This window comes from Sulfurimonas sp. HSL3-1 (assembly GCF_039645995.1).
Lineage (GTDB): Bacteria > Campylobacterota > Campylobacteria > Campylobacterales > Sulfurimonadaceae > Thiomicrolovo > Thiomicrolovo diazotrophicus.
Map to the genome: position 1 here is coordinate 1,738,233 of NZ_CP147920.1, position 19,692 is coordinate 1,757,924.

Genomic DNA, 19,692 nt, shown 5'->3' on the forward strand with positions numbered 1-19,692 from the left:
TCGTCACGACTGCAAAAAGCCGGTCAGTCACCCTCCCTTACACCATGCTGTTAGAAAAATTCACCCGCTCACAGTTCGCAGGTATCGTTTGAACAAAAACGGCTCTCGATGCCGTCGCTGTCTGCGAACTTGTTCCAATCTATATGCGGCATGGCGGCAAGCTTCTCTTCGTAGGTTTCCCGGGTGATCCCTTCGTAGGGCATCTGCTTGTAGGCGCCGGTCTCGGAGTGCGGCAGCATGGAAACCGATTTGATCACCGGGGCGAACTGAGCAAGCATATGCTCGACCTGGTGGCCCTCCGTTTCGGGGTCGAAATAGACGGTGCAGCTGACCATGTTGTCGCTCCACTCGCGCTGTATCATGGCGAGGAAAGCGAACTGCTCCCAGGCGGACACCTCGGTCGCCTTTCGTGTTTTTCCCTGGTCGATCGGGAACGCGAAAACGGTCGTATTCTCGCTGTAGACGTCGGGTTCATGCACAACGCCTGCCGCCTTTAGCAGACGGCAGACCGCGGTGTCATTCCCGACGCGCATCCGTCGCAACGCGTATTGGAACGTCGGGAAGTGCATCCCGGAACTGACGCCCGCCAGTTGTGAGATCGTCCCCGAGGGCTTGATCGTCGTCACCCGGATGGAGGGTGGCACGCCGGCTTCCGACGCCAGTTTCCGGTTCGCCGCGCGCACCACCTTGTACCCCCTGCGCAGCCGCCTTGTCAATTCGGTCGCCCCCAGCTGGTCGAGCATGTCCGCCATGCCCGAAAGGCTGACCCCGATGCGCCGGTTACGGACCACGATTGCGTTCGTTTCGGGGCGGTGCGTCGGCAGCAGCGCGACCGTTGAAGCGTAAAACGTGGCGTACTCCAGAACCTTATAGAAGTCGTCTTCCCCCGCGCATCGCGACGGAAAGACCTCGGCCAGGTTGCACAGCTCGTAACTCTCGAGCGGGATCTCGCTGCAGGGGTTTGCCAGCCACGCCAGGTCCTCGGACTCTCTGCCGTATCGCCCGTACTTCTGTACATTGATCAGGTTCATGATGCCCGGTTCGCCGTTGGCGATAATGTGCTTTGCGATAATAGGGAGTTTCGCAAAATCTTCCGTCTTTTTCAGCACAACGGTGTTGTTCGACATCCAGCCGATCTCGGCACGTTCGGGGAAACGTTCATAATCTTTCAGGGAGAGAAAGCTCTCATCCTCCGCCGATCCCAGGGCGATCTCGGCACTGCGGCGCACATTGCCGGCCACAACGCAGGCCCCGATGGCATTGAAGATATCGGCGGTACAGCGCGTCGCATCCGTTTCTTCGACGCAAAAAGCATCCAGGTAGCTCTCGATCCTCCGGTGAAGCGTCTTGAGCGGCTCCGGTCCCGAAGCGGTTCCGCCAAAACCCCTGATAGGCGACCCCGCGGGCCGGATCATATCGTAGTCGAATGTGAACCACGCCCCGCCCCTGGTGTAGCTTTCGATCAACAGCCTTACCGATGCGACCCACCCCTCCCTGCTGTCGGGAATGACAAAAGGCACCGGGCGCGATTTATCCGGCATGGCCGTACCCGGCCCCTTCCATGCAGTGTTGAAACCGACGCCGACGCCGCACATCAGCATGTCCATCGTCCAGTCCGCGGCGGTGGCGAGGTCGGCAGTGTCTACCGCCCCGCAGTTGTTAAGCGCCGCGGCGCCCCGGGTGTAAACGTACTCCGTGCCCATCGCCCAGAGCCCCCGTCCCGGCGGCAGCCACTTCATCTCGAACATCGCCTCGGCCATTTCGGCCGCATAAGACTGCCAATACCCTTCATCCCAATGCAGCCTACTCAGCGCATAATGGTGTTTTCGGACGGACATCACCCCGTTCGTCACCCGGATAACGGTATCGGCCCAATGCTCCTGCGACCCATCTTCCATTTTCCGACTATAAGTCCGGTAATACGTCGTTTCTCCAAAACCGCCAAAGCCGAAATCCGGTCTGCGCTGCCGCAGCGCGCCGCAAATCTGCTCTTTTAGTTCAAACCGCTCCGTAATCATCATCTTTGTGTCACTGTCGCTCATCCCTCGTCTCCTTGCTGTCCTATGCAACAAGTATAGTACGATTCCTACAAGCACTCCTTGATTTCTGTCAAACGTCTTGGAGAGCAGTCAGTAGATGTGTCAAAAGTATAGGAGTTGTCGAGAAAAGAGATCGGGCGGCCAGTGTAGTGCTAACCGTGAAAATCAGCCCGTTGCAGTTTACGCTACTTTAAACGTCATGATCCGGCAGTTGCACCGCTTTTTACTCAAAGTCATTAAATTTATTGCGCCTATCATCAAGCTCTTTATATCTCAGCTTCCTGCGTCCGACTGCATAGATCACAAACCCAACAATGAATGTTCCCAGTCCCACTCGTTGATACTGAAGTTCCTCAAGATTTATAAGATAAAGCCCTGCGGCCATGATACATGCACTTATGAATAAGTGTAAATCCTGCTTCCACACCTCAATACCCCCTAATCACTATCGACCAAAAACGCATGCCGCCCAATGCAGCCATAATAATTCCAAGTATCATCCACATATCCGGTATGACACCTTTCAACGCGATAAAAAGGAGAAAAACAATCCAGCAAATCAAGCCGAGCCAAAAAGAGCGTTTCTTTACATCATTTGTTTTCAAGTAATGCACCTACGATACACATCATGCCGAACAACAGTTGTACTCCCCCCATAAGCAGCATTAGGTTTTCGCCCTTTATTGATGTTCCGTAAATACCTATAAAAAGACGATGATTAAAAAAGGTGTCATAAGCGCCAAATAGGAAACAAACCCCAAGAAACAGTAGCCCTTTATTCACTCCTCTTCACCGGCTTTCTTTACAAAATATTTGTTCACGTAAATTTCCAAAGGAATAAAAAACATCATCAGTAACAACAAGAATAATGCTGCTGTTGCAGCCCCAGGCAGATTGTCGTTTTGATGTTGTCGACAATCGTTGAAATGAAACGGATTGTCAGCAAAATCATGGCGGTGTATCGAAACATTATCTATCCTCTCCTAGGCCGCATCACAAACAATTTTACTTGCCTCACGCGGGAAACCTTCAGCCTCTATCTGATGTAACTGTTTTTCTTTTACTGGATTAGATAAACAGCACACCTCCCATTTCAAAGTGCCAAAACCCTCCGAGAGCGTTTTGACTTCGGATTATTTTGAGACTGAAGTAGGAGCTACTACCGTACAATCGAAGTTAGCAATGCTGTTGATATGCACGGTACCTGTCGTCGCGAGTACTGCCTCTAAAAAGAGATCGATATCGTATGTAGCACCTACTTCCAGGATATCTGTCGATGAATTAACGTCATATGAAAGTGCTCCAGTTGCATTGGATGTAAACTCCAGAGTGCCGCTCTGCGCCATATATGCCAAGTAGCCGTAATCGAAATCAGGTTCATCCACAAGCAACTCGGAACCGTAAGCACGATCTTGCGTATACGCATAATAGTCATAGCTTCCAACAGCATCCGTACAGAAATAGTAATCGATATTGGAGGCGTCATATGTGTTATTCGCGAAATCCAGATCCACATTAATGTGGTATCCCATGACACCCGTGGCATTCAGCTCTGCAAAGGTGACGTTGATGTCGCCTACGCCAAAATTGCCCGAAGAGCCAGAACCACAACCGGCAAGGCCCAGGACCAACGCACCTGCGAGCATAGATGAAACGTACTTTTTCATTGTTCTCTCCTAATATTTAATATAATCTATCCTACATTTATAGAGATTACATATCACTTAATCTATAGAATATATATCAATAATATTAAACTGTAAAAAATTTTTTGTTAATTCAATATTGTGGACTGAAATCTTTGACGGCAGCTTTGCCAAGCGGGAAGCGCTCAAAACGAAGCTGCCCAATAGAGAAAAAACATATTTTTCAATGCCCACTCTTTTCAAAATTTGTTATAATTCGTCCCGCATCAAAACTTTATCACAATGCAAAAGCGTGGACCCCTTGTTCATACGATGTTTATAGAAACAGGGAATGCTTGCACATACACTCACGCATCCAAAGGAAGTTTTTTGAACCTTCAGAGTTTTTTATGGGATTACGGAGAAAAAGTACCCGGGTACGACGTCAGAGTCGTTAATGAAAGAGAAGCCAGAGCCGCAGCGGGGATCCTTGGAATCCTCGGAACTATCATCATCTTCGTCGGGATAGGTTTCAACCACATCATGGCAGCGAGAATCTATTTGGCCTTTTTATTTATAGATTTTACGCTGAGAATGATCAGTCCGAAATACGTCCCTTCCCTGCTGCTGGGCAAGTTTGTCGTGCAGAACCAGAAACCGGAATACGTCGGCGGACTGCAGAAGCGCTTCGCGTGGACGCTGGGCTGGCTGATCTCCCTGCCGATGGTCTGGTGGTTCGTCATCAACTGGGACATCACCTTCTATAAAGTGCTCATCTGTGTGCTTTGCGCGTCGCTGATGTTCCTGGAAAGCGCCTTCTCCATCTGCGTCGGCTGTATGATCTACAAACTGCTCACGCGCATAGACCCGGTCCACTGTCCGGGCGGCACCTGCGAGCTCCGTATCAAAGAGCCCATCCAGAAGTTCAACCCCGCCCAAAAGGTGATCGCGGCCCTGACCGTCGTCGGTTTCCTGGTGGGCACCTACGCGTTTTTGGCCTACGAGGAGCCCAAGACCTTCTTCGGCGAGTTTCTTCATGAAGCCGTTTTGACGGAATCGCAATTGATCAAAGAGAAAGAAGAAGCGTACCAGAGGGAGCTGGAAAAAGAGTTCGGTGATGACTTTTAAACGTTCTTCTGACGCTTAACGACACCCTCGGCTCCACCTTCCTTCTACCGGCCTGGGTGCCGGCCTCCCGCTTTGTGATTCACCCATGCTTCATCTGTCTGTAGTTGATCCGGATCTCCCGAATGAAACAAAGTGGATACAAAAACATATCCAAACAGAAAATAGATATTTTTTTAGCAGAACCAAGGTCTCTTTTGTCTAAGATGCCTCCTCCAGAACACTAAAACCGATACGCCTCTGTGTGAACCCTGTTTCGATTGGAACGTCGCAGCGGTTTTGGTGCAGCAGAGGAAGATATCACGAACGGTTGCATGAACAGCATATGAAATTACAAACACTTTGGGAAAAGATACGGCGCCGAAAATCCGGCCAGCAATCCTTTTGGATCAATGAAGAGATGATCGTCCTTGACAACACCACGGTCCCCCATCCACATGCAGACATGCCGAGATCGTGTATCAAGCTGTACAATGAGGCCCGTACCATCGTCAGGCACTCTCCAAAATCCTCTGCAGCAATACTGCGCCTGGTTTTCTACGCATTGATGAAAGAACTCGGCGAAACAGGGGTTCATATCGACAGGGATATCCACGCCCTCGTGAAACGCGGGATGCCAAAGCGGATACAAACAACGCTGGAGTACTGCCGGGTCACGGGGAAGAATGGCGTCCCTCCCGGAGAAGTCGATCTCCATGTCACGCCCGATATGCCGCTGATCATGTTCACCCTGATCAACTTTATCGTCGAAGAACAGATCACCCGGGCGAAACGGATCGAAAAAGCCTACGACAACCTGCCGGTCTGGGAACCGGATGAGACCTGAAACACGCCCTGCACGCAGCCCCCGCTCCTTTTCCTTAAGCCCTTCGGGGTAAGATAGCACATGGAGATTACATCTTTAACACTTCTGAACTGGCTCGGCATCGTCTTCTGCATCACGCAGTCGGCGATGTTCTCCGGGCTCAACCTCGCTTTTTTCAGCATCAGCAAAATGCGGCTGCACATCGATATGTCCAAAGGCGATGCTGCCGCGGCGAAGGTCTACGCCATGCGCGAAGACCCGAACTTTCTGCTGACGACGATCCTCTGGGGCAATGTCGGCATCAACGTTCTGTTGACCCTGCTCTCCAACTCCGTCATGGCCGGCGTCATCGCCTTCGTCTTCTCGACCTTCGTCATCACCCTCTTCGGCGAGATCATCCCCCAGGCCTATTTCTCCCGCAACGCCCTTAAAATGGCCTCCACGCTGGCCCCGCTGCTGCGTTTTTACCAACTGCTGCTCTGGCCGTTGGCCAAACCCTCGGCCAAGATGCTCGACCTTTGGTTGGGAAAGGAGGCCGTACAGTTCCTGCGCGAAAACGAGATCGAGGAGATGCTCAAACTTCATATCCAGGAACGCGATTCGGATATCACGCGGACCGAAGGGGTCGGCGCGCTGAATTTCCTCGCCATGGACGACCTCAAAGTCGGCGAAGAGGGCGAACCCATCGAACCGCTGAGCATCATTCCCCTCAAGTTCGAGGGCAGCGTGCCGCAGTTCCCCGAGATTGCCTCCTCTTCCAAGGACCCCTTCTTGCGCCGGGTGCAGAGGCCCCACAAGTCCTGGATCATCCTGACCGACATGCGCGACAACCCCCGCCTGGTCATGGACGCCGACGGCTTTATCAACGCCGCCCTCTTTGAATTCGACACCTTCGACCCCATGGAGCACTGCCACCGCCCGACGATCATCACCAATATGGAAACGACGCTCGGTTACATTCTACCGGGCCTGCAGGTCGATCCGGAGCATATGGAAGACGACGTTATCGACCAGGACATTATCCTTGTCTGGGGAGCCGAACGGCGCATTATCACCGGGGCGGACATTCTCGGGCGGCTGCTGCGGGGCATCGTGGCAAAATAACTTCTATGCCATCTTACGGCACCTGCAGCACCAGGTTCAAACGCCCGAAATAGTTGGAACGGACATACTGCCCGATCGGACGGCTGGGGTAGAGTTCCAGCGAAGCCCGCAGCCTCTCGTAATAGAGATCGAACCCCAGCAGCCCTGTGATGAGCGTCGTCGGCATCTCGAAATCGTACCCGTGCTGCTTGGCGTACTCATGCAGGTAAAAATAGCCGACTACATCGGCAAAAAGAGCGAGCTTGACGCTCCATCCCCACCTTCCCCTCCGTGTATCCAGATTGAGCTGATGCGCCAGCGAACGGTTGATGATCCCGCTGATCGTGACAAAGTTTTTGGGAGCGTTCTCCCCAATGCGCACGGCCGTGCCCCCGCCCGCTCCAACATAGCTGCTTCCCGCGTTGAGGGAGAGGCTGTTGAACCACTCGAAGGTATATCGCCCTGCGACACGGCCCGAGTATTGGCGTGTTCCCACGACATAGCCGGTCTGGAACAGCAGCCGATCCGGCACCTGATTGTCCCACCCCTGGGGTTCATCGATCCGGAACCACCGGTGCAGACCCTTTTGCACGGTTTCCGCCCCCGAGGATGGTCCCATGACGCCCAGCGTCATCAACACCTCGTGGAAGATATGCTCATTCCAGATAAACAGCGACGCGGTCAGTGCCGTCGACCCCATATAGGGGACGTCATCATAGACGGGTTCGGTCTCATTCGTATCTTCAGGCGTAATGGCGATCCCCTGGAGGCTGATGGCCCCGTTTTGTTTCATCTCGGAGAGATCGAATGGGTAAACGGCCCGCAGCAGATCACTCATCCCCTTGACGTAGCCGTATTGAAAACTCCCCTCTTCACTTACACCCAGTTCATCGCTCATCCAGCCGACCTGGAAACCGCCCGTGTATTTGTCGTCCGACCCGAAGATCATGTCGTTGTCGATCGAAAACGACCAGCTCTGTGCGTGCAGCGGCAGGAACAGCCCCACCGACAGCAGCCAGAAGATGAGACGCACCGTATCTCTCATGAAGCGCTGGCCAGGCTGCGGCGGAAGAAAAAGAGCCCCAGCAGAAAAAAGACGACGCCGATCCCGCTGATGGCAAGAAGCTGCGGCCAGACGATGTCGATACCGGCGCCGCGGTAGAGCACCGCCTGCGCCATGCTGACGAAGTGGCTCGTCGGCATCAGCAGCATCACGTTCTGCAGTCCCTGCGGCATGCTTTCAAAAGGGGTCACCCCGCCCGAGAGGATCTGCAACGGCAGGATCGTCAGGATGATGATCAGCCCCAGCTGCGGCATCGTCCGGGCGACGGTGCCCATAAAGATCCCCATCGACGTCGTCGAAAAGAGCATCAACAGCGATCCGAATAAAAAGAGCGTCAGCGACCCTTCGACGGGGACGGAAAGGATCCTCTGCACGACGATCTCGATCGAGAACGTGACACCGGCAAGCACGACAAGGCCCATCGACCACACCTTCGAAAGCATGATTTCCGCCGCATTCAGCGGCATGACCATCAGGTGCTCCAGCGTACCGTGTTCGCGTTCACGGATCAGCGCCGCGCCCGCCAGCATAATGGAAAGCAGCGATATCTGCCCGATCACCTCCATGATGCTGCCGAAGCGGATGCTGTCGAGCGTAGGGTTGTACTTCATGCGCGTGACGACTTCCACCGGCAGCGCTGCCGATGTCCTTTGACCGTAGAGAAACTCCTGGACTTCGTCGTTGACCATCTGCTGGATGTAGCCCGCCCCGATACCTGCCTGGGACATCCGCGTCGCGTCGATGCTGACCTGTAGCGTCGGGTGCCTCCCCTGGAGCAGCTCCTTCTCGAACGAGGGCGGTACGGTGATAATGAAGGTGTAGAGCCCCTCTTCCATCCCCGCATCGGCGGCGCTCGCGCTGATCAGGTCCGGCGAAAGGAACCGGGGCAGGTAGAAGGCGTCCATGATCCGCATGGAGAGGGCCGAACGGTCCCCGTCGACGAAAGCTACGGGCACGTTAACCAGCTCCGTCGAGGTAGAGGTCGCCTTGACGTAGATGGCGAAGGTAAAAGAGTAAATGATCAAGAAGAGCATCATCTTGTCCCGCAGCAGGCTGCGAAGCTCTTTGATGCCCAGAAGGTAGATGTTTAACAAGTGTTTTTTCATCTATTGCTCCTGCTGCTTCAACGCCGCGATGCTCAGCAGCGTGATAATGACGACTGCCGCCGCCAGGGCCGCAAAGTCGCGGGAGAGATCACTGAGGGTGAGCGCCTTGCTGAAGACGCCGCGGCTGATGTTGATGAAGTAGGTTGCCGGGTAAATCTCCCCGATGATACGCCCCGCTCCTTCAAGGGAGCTGACGGGTTCGCTGAGCCCCGAGAAGCTGATGGTCGGCAGCAGCGTCAAAATGGCCGTCGCTGCCAGGGCGGCGACCTGGGTCCGGGTAAACGCGGACATGAGCAGCCCGAGGCCCGTCGTGATCGTCACAAAAAGCAGCGCCCCCAGGCTCAGTGTCATCAGGCTCCCTTTGAGCGGGACCCCGAACAGCAGAACTGCAATCATGACCAGGCCGAAAAAACCGACCATGCTCACAGCGATGTAGGGGAGCTGCTTGCCCAGCAGAAACTCCAGGCGCGTGACCGGGGTGGCGTAGAAGTTGGTGATGGAACCCAGCTCCTTCTCCCGCACGACGCTCAGCGCCATCAGGATCGACGGAATGAAGACCAGCAGGATCGGGATGATCGCGGGCACCATCGCGAAAATGCTTTTGAAGTCCTGGTTGTAGCGGTAGCGCATCTCGATGTCGATGGGCGACAGCGCGGGGACATAGCCCAGCGTCCGTCGTGTCAGCTCCGTCAGGTAGTTGTAGTGCATCCCGCGGATGTAGCCCAGGATCGTTTCGGCGCGGAACGGCATCGCCCCGTCGATCCAGACCCCGATCTGCGTTTGCTGTCCCCGAGTAATATCCCTGCCGAAGCCCGGCGGGATCTCGAGGGCGACGGCAACCTCCCCGCTGCGCATACGACGGTCCAGTTCCGCCTGCGAATGCAGCGGCGGCTGCTCGAGAAAATAGCGCGACCCCGCCAGGCTCTGAACGTAGTCACGGCTCTGGGGGCTCTGGTCCCGGTCGAGCACGGCGAAATGGAGGTCCTCGACATCCATTGTGATCCCGAACCCCAGCGTGAGCATCAGCAGTACGGTCCCGAACACGGCGAAGGTGAGCCGGACCGGGTCGCGCAGCAGTTCAAGCGTTTCACGGTAACTGTACCCGAAAAGACGCAGTGGACTGAAGAAACGGTTCGGGCTCCTGGCACGGTGCGGCTCCGGCGGCGGCTCATCAGCGCTCTGCCCTTTCTCCTCCTCCCCGATCGCCTCCTCGAGGTAGTCGATAAAGGCCTCTTCGAGGCCCGTCTTCCCCCGAGCGCGGATGAGCGATGCCGGCGTGTCGCTGGCCAGGACCCTGCCCTGGTGCATCAGTGAGATACGGTCGCAGCGTTCGCCCTCGTTCATGAAGTGGGTGGAGATGAAGATCGTCACCCCGTCCTTGCGCGCAAGGTCGATCAGCAGTTCCCAGAAGCTGTCGCGCGACACGGGGTCAACGCCTGAGGTCGGTTCGTCGAGAATGAGCATCTGCGGCCGGTGTACGACGGCGACGGCGAGGGAGAGGCGTTGCCTGATGCCCAGTGGCATCCCGTCGGGGTAGCTGTGCTCGTAGGCTTCAAGCTTGAAGCGTTCGATCATCTCGCCGACCCTCTCCTCGACCTCCTGCTCGGGGAGGTGAAAAAGCTCGGCGTGCAGCACAAGGTTCTGCCTGACCGTCAGCTCCGCGTAGAGTGAGAAGGACTGGGTCATGTAGCCGACTTTGTTGCGAGTCTCCAGGTCGTGGCGCTCGCTGCGGACGCCGAAGAGCCACGCCTCCCCCTCGCTGGGGCGCAGCAGTCCGGTCAGCATCTTCATTGTCGTCGTCTTTCCGCAGCCGTTGGAGCCGAGAAAACCGAATATCTCGCCGCGTTTGATCCGGAAGCTGACATGGTCCACCGCCGTAAAATCGCCGAAGCGCATCGTCAGCCCCTCCGCGGCGATGGCCTCCTCTGCTTCCTCAAAGTTGCCCGGAGGCACGACGAGGGTTTCATGCCCCCGACGTTTGCGCTCGGGCAGCAGGCGGATAAAGGCTTCATCCAGCGTCTCCGTACCGGTCTGATGCCGCAGCGCATCGGGAGTCCCGGTAGCCAGAACGCGCCCTTCGTCCATCGCCACCAGCCAGTCGAAGCGTTCCGCCTCCTCCATATAGGCCGTGGCGATGATCACGCTCATCCCCTCCCTGTGGGAGCGGATGCGTTCGATCAACTCCCAGAACTGCCGCCGTGACAGTGGGTCGACTCCGGTCGTCGGTTCGTCGAGGATCAGCAGGTCCGGGTCGTGGATCAATGCGCAACAGAGCCCAAGCTTCTGCTTCATGCCGCCCGAAAGCTTTCCGGCCGGGCGCTCTTTGAAGGGGGCGAGCCCGGTGCTCTCGAGCAGCTCCGCGATCCGCGCTTCGCGCTCCGCCCGCCCCTGGGCGAACAGGCGGCCGAAGAACTCGACGTTTTCGTACACCGACAGAGACATGTAGAGGTTCTTGCCCAGCCCTTGCGGCATGTAGGCGATGCGCGGGCAGACCGATGCGCGGTAACCTGCACTGTCCATATCGCCCCCGAAGACCTCCACGCGGCCCGTTTCGATACGACGCACCCCGGAGATCAGCCCGAGCAGCGTCGATTTCCCCACGCCGTCGGGGCCGATGAAGCCGACCATCTTTCCCGCCGGAATCTCCAGACTGACGCTGTCGAGCGCCTGTGTCTTGCCGTAGTGGTGGGAGATCCCTGCAAGGGTGACCACACTGTTCATGGCGTCTGGTCATCCCCCGGCAGACGGTTCAGGCTTTCTGGCCACGGCGTCTGCGCATCCGTGCGGACATAAGCGGTCCCCGGCAGTCCGATCTTGACCCGTTCAAGGTAGCGGCGCAGCAGAGCTTCGTCGACTTTCACCTTGATTCGGAACATCAGCTTTTCGCGCTCGCTCTGCGTTTCGATTTCTTTGGGGGTGAACTGTGCCTGCGGGGAGACGAAGGTCACGACGGCCGGAATCGCGATGTCGGGACGCGCATCCAGGATGATCCGTGCGTCGCTGCCGATGTCGATGCGCCCCGCCTGCGCCGTCGGGAGGAAAATCGTCATATAGACATCGGTCAGGTCCAGCAGCGTCAGCACCTTTCCGCCGCCGCCGATGATCTCCCCGGGTTCGCGCAGCCGGTAAAGGATGCGTCCGTCAATGGGGGCATAGAGCCGGCTCTCTTCGAGGTTCGCCTTGATCGTATCCGCTTGCGCCCGCGCCGCGTCGATGGCCGCATCGGCGCTGACGACCTGCGCCCGTGCCGCCTCCAGGGCGGCTTCGGTGACGTTCAGGGCCGACTCGTGCTGCTGAAGCTGCACCAGCGGGATGTTCTTGTTCACGTAGAGGTTCTTGGAACGTTCGAGGTTTTTACGCGCAAGGGTCCGTTCGCTCTCGCGCTGCTTGACCACGGAGAGGGCGAGTTTGCGCTGCTGCTCCGCCTGGCGCACCTGCGCCAGGGCCTGGGCGTAACGTGCATCAAGCTCGTCGGTGTCCATGGCCGCCAGCAGCTCTCCCTTTTTGACCATGTCTCCCTCTTTGACCGTGATCTCGGAGAGCCTTCCGGGCAGTTTCGTTTCAATGTCGACCATCGTCGCCTCGATACGGCCGTTGCCCATCGCGATCGTCTCCGGTAAAGAGGGTCCCTCCAGCCGAAGCATCGTGAAATAGAGGACGCCGGCCGCGGCAGCCAGCAGCAAAGCGATGCCTGCACGTTTGAAAAATAGTTTATTCATGGGTTTCCTTTTTGACCGGGTACGCTTCCGGGGTTGCGAGCGCATGCCGCAGCCTCGCGATAAAATCTCTGCGCTCCTCCGCATTCATGAAAAAATCGAAACGCCCGCCGTCATACTGCAGCTGCATCAGATCGACGAGGAAACGGTACCGGGTATTCACCGCGCCGAAATCGGCCGAGAGCGCCGCGTTCTGCGCGACAAGCAGATCGGCCAGCGTCCGGTTCCCGAGGGCATAATTCTCCCGCACAAGCCTGTAACTTTTGCGCGCGCTCCCGGCCGCCGACTGCGCCAGTGCAATCGCCGGGTACGCGGCACGCAGCGTATGCAGGTCCCCCCGGACCCGCTGCTCCAGCGCCGACAGCCGCTCGAGGCGGTCCGCCTCCAGCCGTCTGACCCCCAGGCTTGAACGCGCGGCACGGGCGCTGCGCCCCCCGCCCTCGAACAGCGGCAGGGAGAGCGATACCCCCGCCATCCAGTTGGTCTCGTCCTCCAGGCTGAACGCCGCGCCGGGCGTACGGGTCTCGTCGAAGACATGGGTCACTTCCCCGTACAGCGCGATATCCGGGGACCAGTAGGCCTGCCGGTCGGAACGGTACTGCCGGCGCTGCGCCGAGAGCTGCGCGTCGACCGCATCCAGGTCCGGCGAAACCTTCTGTGCCTCAGCGACATAAAACGCGTTAAGCCGTTCGAACGACACCGCGTTGCTGATGCGTCCGAGCAGACCGCTATCACTGATCACGAGGGCGGGATCTTCCAGGGTTACCTCCGTCAATGCGTACCGGTCGGTGATGGGCCGGTGCAGGATACGGTTGAGCTGTTCATACGCCCTGGCGACATCGGCCTCGGCCCGCAGCCGCGCCTGTGTCGCTACCGCGATCTCGCTCTCCCACTGGTAGACGTCGGAGAGGTCCGTCATCCCCGCATCGACGCGCTGTCTTGCCATCGCAAGATTCGCCTGCATCAGCCGCTCGTTCTCCCGGCGGATGTCAAGCAGTGTTGTGGCCACGTGTGTCTGTAAAAAGGCCGTGGTCGCCTGACGGACCACCTCGAGCTCCAGCCCGCGCTGCTGCGCCACGCGCCCTTTTTGCAGCGATTGTTGCACCGCCAGCCTGGCCAGCGCTTTCTCCGAGAAGAGGATCTGCTGCAGCTTCAGCGCCCCGTCCGTACTCTTCTCGGCATAGAAGCCTCCTTCGACGTAGACGTTGTCGCCGTTGCGCTGGGTGTAGAGCAGCTCGGCACTCAGTTGGGGCAGCAGGACCGAGCGCACTTCGTCGATGCTCTCTTCGCCTTCCCGGACCCCCAGTTTGCCGGCGATCACGTTAAGGTTCTGCTTGAGCGCCGTTTCCGCCGCGGTGACCAGGTCCATCGCTTTGCCCTCAACGGCCGACTCGTGCAGCAGACGCGCCTGTGCCAGGATACGGAACGGCGGCGAGATCTGCAGGGCGCGGGCGACCGCCATATCGATGCGCAGCACGCTCTGCGCTTCGAAAGCGACGGGCTGGCGTTCCGCCGCCCCTCCCCCGGCGATCGCCACAATGTTCAGGGCACTTCGCCGCAGACGCCGTAGCCGCTCGTCGGGAACAAAGAGATCTGCCAGCACGCCTGAGCCCACCCCGGGTTCGGCTCCCAGGGAGAAAACGGGAAGCTTCTCCCGGCGGAGGCCATCCATCAGCTCCGTACGCGCCGCCGCGGCGAGCCCCGACATTTCTCCGAGCAGCACCGCCCCGCTTCCTTCGGCGACGCGGTAGCTCCCATCGGCGGCCACCGGCAGCACCTTGAGCCTGACCCCTTGCACTTTCGCCTGCTCCGCGGCACGCGCCGCCAGCTCAGGGAAGAGCGCGAGCACTCGCGCATCGACCAGCTGCGATGCTTGTTCAAACGGCACGATTTCGCGGTACCGCTTCAGGGCCGCACCGAACGTGCTATGGCCCAGGACATAGTTGACGTTGCGGATACCGCTCCCGTCCCCTGCCGGTATGATCCCCCGCAGGCCGGTACCCTCTGCAAAAGGGATCACCGTCGGCTTTTGCAGAGCACCCCGTGAGAGGGCGACTTCCCCCGCCAGTGTGCCGAGCAGAACGATCATGTCGACCTTCGCATCCTTTTGCAGGCGTTCGATCGCGGCAGCGGTCCGGGCAATATCGCTCCCGCCCTCCGCCTGCAGTGTCTCTGGGAAAAGGATCTTTGAAGGGATGGGGGCGAGCTGTTTCACTTCCGTCACCAGTGCCGCCCGGTCTTGGGCGAATGCTTCATCGTAACGGTCCGCGACAATGCCCACATTGAGGGCGGAAGCCAAAACGGGGAACAGGAGCAACGCCGCAGCGCCCCAACGCCTACATCCGGTTCTCATCTGATCCTCTTTTTTGCTGCCGCGCAGCGTTCCTCGTGTCCGGGTAACAACCTCTCGTCTGGCAGATGAAGGTATCACACAACTGCCCGGCGAGCACCTGCGGATCTCCGCCCGCCACCACCCAGTACTGCATGTAACCGTGCAGCTGTCCGCTGAAGACATACCCGAGCAGATCGGTCTGCTCCCTGTCCAGATCGGGATTGATCTTTGAAAAACATGTCGCCAGGAAACTGTGGATTTTTTTGGCACTCTGCGGAAACTCGTTGCTGACGGCGTTGAAAAAGAGCGGATTGCTGCTTACTCCCTCTTCGAAAACAAGCCGGCCCTGCTCCAGCATGCCGAAAATGAAGCCGGCATACTGTTTGAGCTGTATGACGGGATCTTCATCGGCGATACGGTCTATGGCTTCAAGGAGTGTTGCAATCTTCGATTCGATGTAGGCAAGGTATATCCCCTCTTTTGAACCGAACATCGCATAAACGGTACTGATGGAGACGGAACCCGCTTTGGCCAGCTCCGCAACTTTTAACTGCTGAAACCCCTCATGTTCCAACATCGTGGACGCTATTTTCAAGAGCCTGGCTTTTTTCGTATCCGTTGCACTTATTTTCATGCCGCACACCTTTACTGTGTTGACTGCTTAAAGTATAGGAGCGGTTTTATTAAGAGTAATTTAATTACTGAAAAAATTTGTACAGGTTTTTTTGAAGCAAAAGCGACCGCCTCATCACGCCCCGTTCTCTACACGCGTCAGAAGGTGCAGTGTAACCGGTCAGTACTTCCGTTTTTGGGGAATGACGCCGCGCACCCCGCCCTTGGGGTCATTCATATCTCCCCGGCGACGCGGGATCAGGTGCATATGCACGTGGAAAACCGTCTGGCCGGCGTCGGCGCCGACGTTGATGCCAACGTTAAACCCGGTGATCGTGCCGTCCAACCGGAGTAGGCGCGCTTTTTGGCACAAAAGAAGATCGTGCATGGCGGCGATCTCCTCCTGCGTCAGTTCAAAATAGTCCGCGACGTGGCGCTTCGGGATGATGAGCATATGCAATTGCGTGACCGGGTATTTATCGTAAAAAGCACACACGAGCTCGTTTCCGTCGACGATCGTATTTTCAGGCAGGTGGCAAAAGATACACTTCATAGACATAGGATGACAGAATATCCATTAAAATGCCTTTCGCCCGCATACATCGTCTTTTATGTATCAATAAAATTGATATAATTATTGTCATCCCATTGAAAGGGGATGCGGCGGCTTCGGTATCGTCTCCTTTGCTATGCCTCTCTTTCAAATTGGTGTTTTATTTCCAAATCCGCACAGGATTTACATAAACATAAGAAAACACCTGTAACAATGGGAAATACCGATTTTCATCAGGCGGTACGTTTCGCGCCAAAGGAGTGCTTGCATGAAATACGTCCTAATCCTCTCACTGATCGCCGCTTCCCTGTTGGCCGAGATCGATGTCAGACAAAATATCAAGGCCCTTTATATAGGGGTTCCCCTGACAAAAAGCCAGATGAATTACATTCTGGACAACCAGCCCCAAATCCTCAGCCTCATGAAGGCCCAGGCGATCCAGACGGTCGGTGCACAGCAGATCCATGACAGCAACGTCGTGGAGTTCATGCTGCGCAGTGACGGGACGGCCGACAGCTACAGAGTCCTTGACCATGCCAGCCGACGCAATATCGACCGGCTCAGCGAACTCGTTGTGATGGAGGGCTACAAGCAGATGCCCGTTCCCCCCATGGACACCCCTATCCGCTTCATTATCCGGTATCGTACCGGTAATATGGAGAGCGCCGTCGACCTCACGCCCGAGCCCGAACCGCAGCCGAAGCGGAAAAAACGCGTACGCTGACCCCCTTTCCCGGGGCAGCGCCCCTCTCCCATGCAGATGCTACACTACTGCATCATCGGCGACGTCCACGGCTACTACGACAAACTGATGCGCCTCATCGCCCAACTGCCGAAGGAAGCGCGGCTCGTCTTCGTCGGCGACCTCATCGACCGCGGGCCGGATTCGGCAAAGGTCATCACCTTTGTGCGCGAAGGCGGACACCTCTGCGTGCTGGGGAACCACGAAACGTTCATGCTGTCGCAGCGCCCCGAAAACGGGCGGCGATGGGAAGCGGACGATGCCTATCATCTTTGGATGCAAAACGGCGGCGATGCGACCCTCGTCTCGTACGGGCTGCAAGACTACCCCTCATTGCGGCAGGAAGGAAGCTCCCCCCTGCTCGCCCCTTTTTTCCGCGATATCGCGTGGCTGGAGACGCTGCCTTACTACCTTGAGCTCGAGGGGTGCAGCGTGAACGGCCGCCGGGTCGTCGTCTCCCATGCCTCCGTGTCGCGCATCTGGCCGAAACGCCTGAGCGACCGTGAGGCCTTCAACCGCGACGTCCTCATTAACCGCGATCCCCCCGCGCCGCTCCCCGGCATCTACAACGTCTTCGGACACACCCCTTTTCGCACGCCGAAGCTCTACGATTACGCGGCGCGCATCGACACAGGCCCCTACCTCTACGGTACCCTCAGCGCCCTCGAAGTGCCGTCGCTGAAGCTGTTCGGCAGCACCTGACGCAGACGTTTCAAACCAAAGGTTAACCGCGGAAGCGTTACCATAGCTACATCCCATCCCAAGGCGGCAACAGTGCAAACGTCCCGGAAAAGTATCGGTCTTGTCAGCGCCGTCGCTATCGGCATCGGCGGGATGGTCGGCGGGGGGATCTTCGCGGTGCTGGGCGAAGCGGTTTCCCTCTCCCGCGGCGCCACCCCGCTGGCCTTCCTCTTCGGCGGCATCGTCGCGCTGCTGACCGCCCTCTCCTACGCGCGCCTCTCCGTCGCCTATCCCGGGCGCGGGGGAACCGTCACCTACATCGACAACGCCTTCGGCAATACCCTCGCCTCGGGCAGCGTCAACCTCATGCTCTGGCTCAGCTACCTTGTCACCATCGCCCTCTATGCCGTCGCCTTTGCCGCCTACGCCCACACCTTTTTTCCCGACGGCCCGCCACTGCTGCGCCATATTCTGATCTCGGCGGCCATCGTGCTGCCGACGGCCATCAACCTTGTCAGTACCACCTTCGTCAGCCGTTCGGAAAGCTTCATCGTCGGCGTAAAGATGCTGCTGCTCGCCGTCATTATCGTTTCCAGTCTCCCCTATCTCCAGGCGGCCCCTTTCGAACCGCGCCACTGGGGGCCCCTCTTCTCAATCGTCTCCGCCGGGATGATCATCTTCGTCGCCTATGAAGGGTTTGAGCTTATCGCCAACGCCTCCGAGGATATTGCCGACCCCAAGCGCAATCTTCCCCGCGCCTTCGTCCTCAGCGTCCTGATCGTCATCGTCCTCTACGTGCTCATCGCCGCGGTGACGGTGAGCACCGTTCCCGAAGCGGTGCTGGAAAAGGCCAAAGATTACGCCCTGGCCGTCGCGGCGCAGCCGGCGCTGGGACACGGAGGGTTCATCCTCGTCGCCGTCGCCGCCCTGCTGGCGACCTTCTCAGCGATCAATGCCACCATCTACGGCAATGCCCGCCTGGGCTATACCCTCGCCAAAGACGGCCGCCTGCCCGAAGCCTTCGATGCGGAACGGCGGAACGAACCCTTTATCGGCATCCTCGCCACCATGGCCGCAGCACTGCTGATTGCCAATACCTTCGACCTGACCGAAATCGCCATCATCGGCAGCGCCGGTTTTCTGCTGATCTTCGCCCTCGTCAACGCCGCGGCACTGAAACTGGCCGCGGCGACCGGCGGCAACCGTTTTCTGCACCTGCTGGCCCTGCTGCTGAGTGCATGCGCGCTGGTAATACTGCTTTATCATACCTGGGAGGAGAACGGCCGTGCCGTCATGATCTTCGGGGGATTCATCGCCCTGTCGGTACTCTTCGAGAGCGTCTACGGGCGACGGGTTCGGGGACACTTCCTGAATCGCCCCTATTAACACTGCAAAACGCAGCGACGGGGCAAAGAGGCTGTTAGAAGTTTGCGCTAAGCCTCGAGACGGGCGATGGCACGGCGGAAGGCATCGAGGTGGCTTTCACTCCCCTCTTTGAGGTTTTCAAAGACCGACACCACATCCTCGGGCATCCCGGCGGCCGCCGATTCCAGATCGTCCAGATCCGTCAGCTCGATCAGTTCGCCGACTTTCAGCCCTTCGAGGCGTGAGATATTCCCCTGCGCGACACAGGCATCGTAGAGATCCTGCAGTGCCGGCAGCTCGAACACACCGACGGCGTCCAGGTCGACATAGGAGATGTCGATCCCGTAGCTTACACACAGCGCACCGACGGCTTCGATATGGCTCTGCTCGGAGAGCTGGATCAATGCGAACGTGCTCTCTTCCGGGTAACGTTCCCCCAGCGTGATATAGACGTCGCGCGCTACTTTCTCTTCTTGGTAGATGTAAAACAGCGTATCGCGCTGATCGTCGCTCAGAACCGGATCCGTATCGCTGCTGCTTTTCACACTCCCGTTCGCCTGCAGCGCCGTCGCGCTTCCTGCCAAGAGCAATGCCCCCGCTTTTGCTACGTTTCCGAGAAACTCACGCCTCGTATTATTCATAAAAACTCCTTATATGTGATGGCGCATTGTAATGGGGAAGTGTGAGCGGAGTGTGAGGGCGATTCTTCCCTGAAACGGGGGAGTGGCGCCATAAATCATACGCAAGAAGCAGTGCCTATAAGAGGATCAAAAATTTTGGGAAAGAGATGAAAATTGAAGCAAAAAAACGGCGCTCTGCCCGGGGCGCGTTTACGGAACGATCCG

General features: G+C 57.6%; 16 protein-coding genes. 6 read left to right on the forward strand and 10 right to left on the reverse strand.

Translation table 11 applies throughout. The features are described 5' to 3' along the window. Positions 1-68: 68 nt before the first annotated feature. Together WCY31_RS09000 and WCY31_RS09005 are read right to left on the reverse strand one after the other, a co-directional pair. Positions 69-2,042: a fused protease/ribonucleoside-triphosphate reductase gene (locus WCY31_RS09000; RefSeq protein WP_345972123.1), complete on the reverse strand. Its 1,974-nt coding sequence runs from the start codon at positions 2,040-2,042 to the stop codon at positions 69-71. A gap of 1,130 nt (positions 2,043-3,172) precedes the next feature. Further along, a complete protein-coding gene (locus tag WCY31_RS09005; protein ID WP_345972124.1) occupies positions 3,173-3,706 on the reverse strand; it encodes a hypothetical protein in 534 nt (177 codons plus the stop codon). Positions 3,707-3,997: 291 nt separating this feature from the next. Here WCY31_RS09005 and WCY31_RS09010 point away from each other — a divergent pair, with 291 nt between their 5' ends. The 3 genes from WCY31_RS09010 to WCY31_RS09020 all read left to right on the forward strand — a co-directional run bounded on the left by WCY31_RS09010 (position 3,998) and on the right by WCY31_RS09020 (position 6,698). Next, positions 3,998-4,792, forward strand: coding sequence for a DUF4395 domain-containing protein (locus tag WCY31_RS09010; protein ID WP_345973774.1), 795 nt, complete (start codon positions 3,998-4,000; stop codon positions 4,790-4,792). Positions 4,793-5,114: 322 nt separating this feature from the next. After that, on the forward strand, positions 5,115-5,615 hold the full coding sequence (locus WCY31_RS09015; RefSeq protein WP_345972125.1) for a DUF4145 domain-containing protein: 501 nt from the start codon (positions 5,115-5,117) through the stop codon (positions 5,613-5,615). Between the two features lie 60 nt (positions 5,616-5,675). After that, the gene (locus WCY31_RS09020; RefSeq protein WP_345972127.1) at positions 5,676-6,698 is read left to right on the forward strand and encodes a DUF21 domain-containing protein; all 1,023 of its coding nucleotides are present in this window, start codon (positions 5,676-5,678) and stop codon (positions 6,696-6,698) included. A gap of 13 nt (positions 6,699-6,711) precedes the next feature. Here WCY31_RS09020 and WCY31_RS09025 read toward each other — a convergent pair whose 3' ends face one another. The 7 genes from WCY31_RS09025 to WCY31_RS09055 form a co-directional block, all read right to left on the reverse strand. Beyond that, positions 6,712-7,722, reverse strand: coding sequence for a lipid A deacylase LpxR family protein (locus WCY31_RS09025; protein ID WP_345972128.1), 1,011 nt, complete (start codon positions 7,720-7,722; stop codon positions 6,712-6,714). Further along, a complete protein-coding gene (locus WCY31_RS09030) occupies positions 7,719-8,846 on the reverse strand; it encodes an ABC transporter permease (protein WP_345972129.1) in 1,128 nt (375 codons plus the stop codon). The genes WCY31_RS09025 and WCY31_RS09030 overlap by 4 nt, the downstream gene beginning before the upstream one ends. Next, positions 8,847-11,567, reverse strand: a complete 2,721-nt coding sequence (gene rbbA, locus WCY31_RS09035) for a ribosome-associated ATPase/putative transporter RbbA (protein ID WP_345972130.1) — start codon at positions 11,565-11,567, stop codon at positions 8,847-8,849. After that, entirely contained in the window at positions 11,564-12,565 is a 1,002-nt protein-coding gene (locus tag WCY31_RS09040; protein WP_345972131.1) for an efflux RND transporter periplasmic adaptor subunit, read from the reverse strand. Before WCY31_RS09040 ends, rbbA begins: the two co-directional genes overlap by 4 nt. Next, positions 12,558-14,915 (reverse strand): TolC family protein, encoded by a 2,358-nt coding sequence (locus WCY31_RS09045; protein WP_345972132.1) that lies wholly within the window; start codon positions 14,913-14,915, stop codon positions 12,558-12,560. The genes WCY31_RS09040 and WCY31_RS09045 overlap by 8 nt, the downstream gene beginning before the upstream one ends. Further along, positions 14,899-15,528, reverse strand: coding sequence for a TetR/AcrR family transcriptional regulator (locus WCY31_RS09050; protein WP_345972133.1), 630 nt, complete (start codon positions 15,526-15,528; stop codon positions 14,899-14,901). Before WCY31_RS09050 ends, WCY31_RS09045 begins: the two co-directional genes overlap by 17 nt. Positions 15,529-15,687: 159 nt before the next feature. Further along, positions 15,688-16,059, reverse strand: coding sequence for an HIT family protein (locus WCY31_RS09055; RefSeq protein WP_345972134.1), 372 nt, complete (start codon positions 16,057-16,059; stop codon positions 15,688-15,690). Between the two features lie 268 nt (positions 16,060-16,327). Between WCY31_RS09055 and WCY31_RS09060 the strand changes: the two genes are divergently transcribed. The 3 genes from WCY31_RS09060 to WCY31_RS09070 all read left to right on the forward strand — a co-directional run bounded on the left by WCY31_RS09060 (position 16,328) and on the right by WCY31_RS09070 (position 18,868). Beyond that, positions 16,328-16,783: a hypothetical protein gene (locus tag WCY31_RS09060; protein ID WP_345972135.1), complete on the forward strand. Its 456-nt coding sequence runs from the start codon at positions 16,328-16,330 to the stop codon at positions 16,781-16,783. A 30-nt stretch (positions 16,784-16,813) separates the two neighbouring features. Then, positions 16,814-17,503 (forward strand): metallophosphoesterase, encoded by a 690-nt coding sequence (locus tag WCY31_RS09065; RefSeq protein WP_345972136.1) that lies wholly within the window; start codon positions 16,814-16,816, stop codon positions 17,501-17,503. A gap of 72 nt (positions 17,504-17,575) precedes the next feature. Then, positions 17,576-18,868: an APC family permease gene (locus WCY31_RS09070; protein ID WP_345972137.1), complete on the forward strand. Its 1,293-nt coding sequence runs from the start codon at positions 17,576-17,578 to the stop codon at positions 18,866-18,868. Positions 18,869-18,915: 47 nt separating this feature from the next. On the opposite strand, the gene WCY31_RS09075 is transcribed toward WCY31_RS09070, so the two are convergent. Continuing rightward, positions 18,916-19,488 (reverse strand): DUF2202 domain-containing protein, encoded by a 573-nt coding sequence (locus WCY31_RS09075; protein ID WP_345972138.1) that lies wholly within the window; start codon positions 19,486-19,488, stop codon positions 18,916-18,918. Positions 19,489-19,692: the final 204 nt, after the last annotated feature.

Excerpts from the sequence above, each read along its gene's own strand:
- WCY31_RS09000 (WP_345972123.1), bottom strand. The coding sequence starts at position 2,042 with ATGAGCGACAGTGACACAAAGATGATGATTACGGAGCGGTTTGAACTA.
- WCY31_RS09005 (WP_345972124.1), bottom strand. The coding sequence starts at position 3,706 with ATGAAAAAGTACGTTTCATCTATGCTCGCAGGTGCGTTGGTCCTGGGC.
- WCY31_RS09010 (WP_345973774.1), top strand. The coding sequence starts at position 3,998 with ATGTTTATAGAAACAGGGAATGCTTGCACATACACTCACGCATCCAAA.
- WCY31_RS09015 (WP_345972125.1), top strand. The coding sequence starts at position 5,115 with ATGAAATTACAAACACTTTGGGAAAAGATACGGCGCCGAAAATCCGGC.
- WCY31_RS09020 (WP_345972127.1), top strand. The coding sequence starts at position 5,676 with ATGGAGATTACATCTTTAACACTTCTGAACTGGCTCGGCATCGTCTTC.
- WCY31_RS09025 (WP_345972128.1), bottom strand. The coding sequence starts at position 7,722 with ATGAGAGATACGGTGCGTCTCATCTTCTGGCTGCTGTCGGTGGGGCTG.
- WCY31_RS09030 (WP_345972129.1), bottom strand. The coding sequence starts at position 8,846 with ATGAAAAAACACTTGTTAAACATCTACCTTCTGGGCATCAAAGAGCTT.
- rbbA (WP_345972130.1), bottom strand. The coding sequence starts at position 11,567 with ATGAACAGTGTGGTCACCCTTGCAGGGATCTCCCACCACTACGGCAAG.
- WCY31_RS09040 (WP_345972131.1), bottom strand. The coding sequence starts at position 12,565 with ATGAATAAACTATTTTTCAAACGTGCAGGCATCGCTTTGCTGCTGGCT.
- WCY31_RS09045 (WP_345972132.1), bottom strand. The coding sequence starts at position 14,915 with ATGAGAACCGGATGTAGGCGTTGGGGCGCTGCGGCGTTGCTCCTGTTC.
- WCY31_RS09050 (WP_345972133.1), bottom strand. The coding sequence starts at position 15,528 with ATGAAAATAAGTGCAACGGATACGAAAAAAGCCAGGCTCTTGAAAATA.
- WCY31_RS09055 (WP_345972134.1), bottom strand. The coding sequence starts at position 16,059 with ATGAAGTGTATCTTTTGCCACCTGCCTGAAAATACGATCGTCGACGGA.
- WCY31_RS09060 (WP_345972135.1), top strand. The coding sequence starts at position 16,328 with ATGAAATACGTCCTAATCCTCTCACTGATCGCCGCTTCCCTGTTGGCC.
- WCY31_RS09065 (WP_345972136.1), top strand. The coding sequence starts at position 16,814 with ATGCAGATGCTACACTACTGCATCATCGGCGACGTCCACGGCTACTAC.
- WCY31_RS09075 (WP_345972138.1), bottom strand. The coding sequence starts at position 19,488 with ATGAATAATACGAGGCGTGAGTTTCTCGGAAACGTAGCAAAAGCGGGG.